The sequence below is a fragment of the Megasphaera massiliensis genome (assembly GCF_000455225.1).
In the GTDB taxonomy this organism is placed as follows: domain Bacteria; phylum Bacillota; class Negativicutes; order Veillonellales; family Megasphaeraceae; genus Megasphaera; species Megasphaera massiliensis.
Window position 1 is genome coordinate 408,412 of the sequence record NZ_HF954537.1, and the last position, 3,250, is coordinate 411,661.

Below are 3,250 nucleotides of genomic sequence, written 5' to 3' on the forward strand. Positions count from 1 at the left end.
ATACATATCATATTGTATACATAAAAAGATGTGTATGATATAATTATGGTAAAATACATATAAAAAGATATGTATAAATTAATATAGATTATAAATGAGGGATAAATAAATGAATGTAATTACAGTTATTAATCAAAAAGGTGGAGTAGGTAAAAGTACGACTGCTGATGCTATAGGTTCAGCACTACAATTAAAAAAGAAAAAAGTATTGTTTGTTGATTTAGATCCTCAAGGGAACTTATCTTATTTACTTCATAAAAATAATGATGAAGTTACTATTTGTGATTACTTCAAAGACAAAAAAGCAGGAAACAATCCAAATATAAATGATTATATCCAGTATACTCAACGTGGAGATTTGATTGCTAGTGATCCACTTTTAGCTGAGGCTGATATATTTTTAGATATGAAGGGAAGAGAGTATTATTTAAAAGAAGCCTTAGATGGTATTAAGGAAGAGTATGATTTTGTAATTATTGATACTCCACCAGCATTAGGAATATTAACGGTTAATGCGATGACGGCATCGACAGGCATCTTAATACCAGGTCAAGCAGATATATTAAGTATACAGGGAATTAGCCTAATTTATAATACAGTTCAAAATGTAAGAAAAATTTCTAATCCTCAACTATGTATTTATGGAATTGTTTTAGTAAGATATAATCCAAGAACCATTATCTCTCAAGATTTAACAGAAGCATTAGAACAAATTGCAGATCAAATGGATACTAGATTATTTAATTTTAAAATTAGAGAGTGTACGGCGATAAAAGAAGCACAAGCACAGAGAGAAAGTAGATTTAGCTATGATAAAAAATGTAATGCGGTCACAGATTATGAAGGAGTATTAAAAGAATTATTGAAGGTGATAAAAAATGGCAAAAAAGAAAAATAAGAGCTTTGAGGCTGCTGGTAAGAGTGCTTTTTTTTCAAGTAGTCAATCAAAAGAAGTAGATAAAACTGAAGAAGAAAATAATTTAAAAGCTCAATCCTCGGAAAAAATAGATTCTAATAAAAGTAGAATTAATACAGAAGAAAAGAAAATAGAACAAACGGGGATAAAAATAAAGAAAAAATATGATGTAAGTGAAAATAATATAAAAAAGGAAAAAAAGACAGAAAGAATACAGTTATTAATATCAAAGACGCTAGATAATAAATTAAAAGAAGCAGCAGCAAATTCTAAAATATCAGTAAATTATTTTGTTACAAATGCTTTATATGAATATTTAGAAAAGATAGAAAGTAACGAGAAAAAATAAAAAAATACATATAAAAAAGTGAGCATTAAAAAATGTGTAAAAAAAGAGTGTGATAAAAACATACTCTTTTTTTATATGTGTCTTTACTGATCAAATAAAACTTTTCAAAAAGCATGCTTTTTGAAAGATAAAAAATACACATAAATATTATTTCAAAAAGTATATTTATTACATTATGAAATATTTTAAAAGTATGATATATTTTTAGACATAGTTGTTATACTAATTAAGCAATTAAAAAGGAGAATATATATGGCAGAATCATTTGCGTATATTCGTGTTAGTACAAAAGATCAGAATGTAGATTGAGCAGATATCTTTGTTTTTCGCATAAAAAATACTCCCCTTCAAGCAGCATGAGATTTTATTATTTCTCATGTCTACCTAAAGGGGAGCATATCAAGATGGCGGTCTCTTGGTTTTTCTACATTATTACGCTAATGCTAGAGCGTGGGCTAGTTGCTTAATAATAAGGCGATAATGACGTCGAATCATTTGTAAATGTAGTAGGTGAACATTTTTAATAGAATAAATGTGCTGTAACAAATAAACTATAAATAAATCCTAAATTGCAATATCAAACTGAACACTTTCTAAATCCACTACTTTACCAACTTCTTCTAAAAAAACTTCTTGTGGTGTCCTGTAATTTAGTAATTTACGAGGTAAATTATTGCACCATCATACAGTTCGTTTTAGGGTATCTTCAGAGACAGTCTTAAAGGAACTCCTTTAGGGATAAAACGGCGAAGCAAACCATTATACTTTTCGTTAGAGCCTCGTTCCCAGGCCGAATAGGGATGTGCAAAGAAAATACTTAGTTTATCGGTTTCCAGGTTCGCAATTTCAGCAAATTCTCTTCCATTGTCAGAAGTGATTGTTTTGCATAAACTACTCAACTCAGTATGTTTAGAAAATGTATTAAGCCAATTAGTTAAGGTATTTTTCACATCTTCAGACTTGGCCGATGGACAACGCAAAGCAACATACAATCTGCTTTTACGCTTTAATAAAGATACAATAACTTCATCGGTCTTATTCTTAATACCACGAACAGTATCGAGTTCCCAGTGACCAAATTCCTCTCTAGTATTTAATTCTTCATCACGTAAATCAATAGATTTACCCAATTCCCTCTTATGTTTTCTAGAAGAGTACTTTCTTGTTGATCTGCGTAAAACTAACGGTAAATCCATAATTTTAAAGGCTAAGATATTTTGGTGAAGGTAGTTATATAAAGTTTTAGTACAAACCATTTCATTACGTACAAACAAGCACTGACGCTTAGCATAACCAACAGCTGCATCAATAGACCAGTGCTCTTTTCTAACTTTAGTTTCTACCCAAGATAAGAACGGTTCAATAGTACCTGCTTTTAAGCTGTTAAAAGAGCCTTTACGTGACTGTTCATAACTAGTCTGACCACGGTCAGCTAAATACATGAAACAAGCTTTATTTTGCTTTATTTGCACAACAATACCTCTATTTAGCTCTGCATATATTGTTGTTCTAGATCGTCCTAACTCGTTAGCAATAGAACGAATAGAGTCACCTAAAGTTATCCGTTTTTCTAGATAAAAACGTTCTTCTAAATTTAAGTGTTTGTACGTAACGACGTGTTATGATTGTTGTAGTCCATAGTGATTACCTCGTTATGATTTTGATTAAACACCTAAATCATAACATAAGGTTTTCACTATGGATTTTTATGTGTTCAGTTTCATTTTACAATTAAGCACTATAAATAAATTATATTATCTAAGAATCTATGTGCATAACTATTCTTAGTTTAACTAAAAAGGTCTAAAAAAATATATTGATAATATAGCCGCCGCTTTATATAGGGGGTATCATGATAGCAATTGAGTTATATAAGAAAAAGATTGATTATTTCTTTGAAAAAGGTTATGAAGAAATTCAATCTTTAGAATTTTATAGAGATATTTTTCCTGTTGGATCATTTGAAAGAACACGATATCAATCAG

At 29.6% G+C, this 3,250-nt stretch carries 2 protein-coding genes and 1 pseudogene; 2 read left to right on the forward strand and 1 reads right to left on the reverse strand.

What is annotated here, in order from left to right:
* Positions 1–109: 109 nt before the first annotated feature.
* A complete protein-coding gene (locus TX77_RS05275; protein WP_044503765.1) occupies positions 110–898 on the forward strand; it encodes a ParA family protein in 789 nt (262 codons plus the stop codon).
* Positions 879–1,265 (forward strand): toxin-antitoxin system HicB family antitoxin, encoded by a 387-nt coding sequence (locus tag TX77_RS05280; RefSeq protein ID WP_044503766.1) that lies wholly within the window; start codon positions 879–881, stop codon positions 1,263–1,265. The genes TX77_RS05275 and TX77_RS05280 overlap by 20 nt, the downstream gene beginning before the upstream one ends.
* Before the next feature lie 564 nt (positions 1,266–1,829).
* Here the strand turns inward: TX77_RS05280 and TX77_RS05285 are convergent.
* A pseudogene (locus TX77_RS05285) lies at positions 1,830–2,904 on the reverse strand (IS30 family transposase).
* Between the last annotated feature and the right edge of the window lie 346 nt (positions 2,905–3,250).